This is a genomic window from Klebsiella sp. EMBS2024 (genome assembly GCF_036233805.1).
Lineage (GTDB): Bacteria > Pseudomonadota > Gammaproteobacteria > Enterobacterales > Enterobacteriaceae > Klebsiella > Klebsiella pneumoniae.
Genome location: NZ_JAZARW010000001.1, coordinates 1,576,673 through 1,579,247, shown reverse-complemented (window position 1 = coordinate 1,579,247; position 2,575 = coordinate 1,576,673). Strand labels below are relative to the sequence as shown.

The 2,575-nt window shown below is 53.7% G+C and carries 7 protein-coding genes; all 7 read right to left on the bottom strand.

Features of this window, described 5'->3' with window-relative positions; all coding sequences use genetic code 11:
- A partial coding sequence (locus VZP09_RS07145; protein ID WP_328794992.1) for a phage tail tube protein occupies positions 1 to 317 on the bottom strand: 317 nt, incomplete at its 3' end.
- A 23-nt stretch (positions 318 to 340) separates the two neighbouring features.
- Positions 341 to 733 (bottom strand): phage tail terminator-like protein, encoded by a 393-nt coding sequence (locus tag VZP09_RS07140; RefSeq protein WP_232690134.1) that lies wholly within the window; start codon positions 731 to 733, stop codon positions 341 to 343.
- Complete coding sequence (locus tag VZP09_RS07135) at positions 730 to 1,281, bottom strand: hypothetical protein (RefSeq protein WP_110217925.1); 552 nt, start codon at positions 1,279 to 1,281, stop codon at positions 730 to 732. The genes VZP09_RS07140 and VZP09_RS07135 overlap by 4 nt, the downstream gene beginning before the upstream one ends.
- A 1-nt stretch (position 1,282) precedes the next feature.
- Positions 1,283 to 1,666 carry a glutamate 5-kinase gene (locus VZP09_RS07130; protein ID WP_328794991.1) on the bottom strand — a complete coding sequence of 128 codons (384 nt, stop codon included), beginning with the start codon at positions 1,664 to 1,666 and terminating at the stop codon, positions 1,283 to 1,285.
- On the bottom strand, positions 1,638 to 1,934 hold the full coding sequence (locus VZP09_RS07125) for a hypothetical protein (protein ID WP_004146199.1): 297 nt from the start codon (positions 1,932 to 1,934) through the stop codon (positions 1,638 to 1,640). Before VZP09_RS07125 ends, VZP09_RS07130 begins: the two co-directional genes overlap by 29 nt.
- A gap of 1 nt (position 1,935) precedes the next feature.
- The gene (locus VZP09_RS07120; RefSeq protein ID WP_016160820.1) at positions 1,936 to 2,346 is read right to left on the bottom strand and encodes a hypothetical protein; all 411 of its coding nucleotides are present in this window, start codon (positions 2,344 to 2,346) and stop codon (positions 1,936 to 1,938) included.
- A 3-nt stretch (positions 2,347 to 2,349) separates the two neighbouring features.
- Positions 2,350 to 2,562, bottom strand: a complete 213-nt coding sequence (locus VZP09_RS07115) for a hypothetical protein (protein WP_110217921.1) — start codon at positions 2,560 to 2,562, stop codon at positions 2,350 to 2,352.
- Positions 2,563 to 2,575 lie beyond the last annotated feature (13 nt).

The window sequence follows — 2,575 nt, the reverse complement described above, 5'->3', positions numbered from 1 at the left end:
GCCACTGAGAACGTGATGCGGCCATTGCCCATCGTCAGCACGTTATTTACCCATTCGGCGCCGAAACAGCTGGCAAGAAAATCGTCATGCTGATTCCAGCGAAACCGTGTGCCGACATCGCCGCCGACATCCACTGTGCCGCGTGAAACACCCTGCGCCATACGGTCACCAGCGATTTCGTCATTGTCGTTGGTGTTCTGCGTTGGTTTCAGACCAAATGAAGAACGACGCAGCAGGTTCCACGCCCCTGCTGTTGGCGTGATTCCTGGCGTTGTCTCGCGAATAAACGCGGCTACTAATTTTGCACCTGAGCTCACAGGAGCCTCCTGTTTTTTGTGCGCTACAGAGCGCGATAAGGAATTTGAAGATTGAGCTGTAACCAGCCATCGGTCTCACCCGCCGGCACAGCAGAAACAGCGAAATAACTAAGTTTTCCGTCGTCCCTGAACTCGAATAGCTCCGTTAGCTGATCAGCCGTCCGGGAGATAAGCAACGTCCCGGAGCCAACCGGAACAAATAGCTGAATGATGAGTAAGCCCGTCCTGTGGACGACTGGCCCATCCCCGATCTCGGTTGCGCCAGCCTGTCCTGCAATGTTGGTGAGGCGGGCCCAGATATCGCGGTTGCTGGGGTCAAATACCGGACCATTGGGATAATCCACCGCATCAGAGGCAATAGCGGTCTGTGCCGCCATTCGGGAAATGACAGCGTTTCTGATTTCTGAAAGGGTCATTTGTAGGCCTGAATCACACCATTAAACGAGACGGCATAGACGCCTGTTGGCGCCTGCGTTGAGTGACCATTCTCCAGAGGCACGGAGTAAGGCAGGTTCGACTGAATGTAAATCACCGAGTAGGCTGGCGCCTGGTCAATAATATTTTTGCCATTAAGAAACGTCATTGCCCCGCGCGGATCCGGTTCGGTCGGGACGGAATGATCAGGTTCGCCGATGCTGACAAAATGCGATGCCCTGAAGGTTCCTGCGCGATACTCAGCCGGCCGCCTGATATCCATGCTGTCATTAACACGGACTTTCTTCCTGAGCCTTCCGGTTTTGGTCAGGTTAGCAGGATCGGCATAAAGAGATTCGTTCCATTCCCCAACAGCTTTGTTGTATTGAACCGCGGTCGCGTTGATGGCCCACAGCTCCGGGTTTCCTACCGGCGACCGTTGAACGATTTCATTCAGCAGGTGAATGGCGATTGTCCGCTGGCGTAGTTTGACATCTTCGGCCACCAGCCGGGCGAATGCCGCCGGGTCAATGTTCCAGCCCTTAGCCATATCACGCCCTCCGCAGTTGAATGGAGTACGCAGCTCCAGCAGAGTCGGCAGAAGCGGTTATGATCTCGTAACGCTGAAGCTCACCCGTAATCGGATCCGGTGCGATGATGATATGCCCGACTGCCGGCTTATCAGTCACCTCGTTAACCAGGGCGGTTAGCTTCACATCACCATGCAGAATATTAACGCCATCGATACGGCGGAGTTTATAGCGCGCCAGCACTCCGCGCCCTGAGTAAGTCACCTGCGTTTCAGTGCTGGTTTCCGTCACCGGGTCCCAGGCACCTCGAACGGTGTATGACCCAGTGAAATCCTTAACGGCATCCTGCAGGTCTGTATCGAAGTCTGCGGCGACTTCAGTTTGGAGTTCGTCGCGGATACCCACGGTCTACCTCCTCTATGCCTTTTTCACCAAAACGCTGAAGCGGGATATTGTTAGAAACATATCCGCCAGTAAAAAGGACCAGGACGTTACCACGCAGTTTCCTGGTATAGATTTCGCCGTTGCGTTTAACCCTCAGCGGAAGCGGAGCAAACTCAACAACGCCCTTTGCCGGGTTTGCGTAAACGACATAATTGATCGGGTTTCCATTCACAAACACATCGCGAGGGCCGAGCCCGTCACCGGCATAATGCACATCAGTGTTTTGCATATCACCCCCTTACCAGCCGTACCTGAGACTGACTAACGCCATAGGGCTTTAGCATTGCAAGCGCCAGCTGCAGATCGGAATCAAGCAATGCCGAGCTGTTGGTAGCAAGTTCCGCGAAGGTCTTTGAAACGCTGACATCATCGGCATCTACCGTCTTACTCAGCAACACACCAGAATCGGTTTTCTGCTGATAAAGGCCACCATTCGAGGCCGCTAGCGCCGCATAGGCGCCAGCTTGTTTCACATCGTCAGGAATGATGATTTCGTGAGTTGCCTTATCGCACGGCATTTTCAGGTTAAGTCCATTCATCCAGGTATTGGCCATCAGCACAGATTTGGCTTTTTTGCTTTCATCTGTCCAGGTGGCACCGAGTATCGAATTGACGTCTTCAACGGTGATGAAAGTGATCATGCATCACTCCATTTCTTTCCAGCCGTGCGCCTTCCAGTTCTCCACTTCATCAGGGTGAACGTTGGCGGTATTGGGGGCGCCGGGGAATGCCGGGAAATCGGTAATCATCGTCACCAGCTGCGATGTGGTCGATACGGGTACGTTGTTATCCGCCTGCGTAGACGCAGTTTGCTCAGCAGCTCGTTGGGCGCGCTGCTCTTTTGTTAATCCGGCCATTAGCCCTCCACTA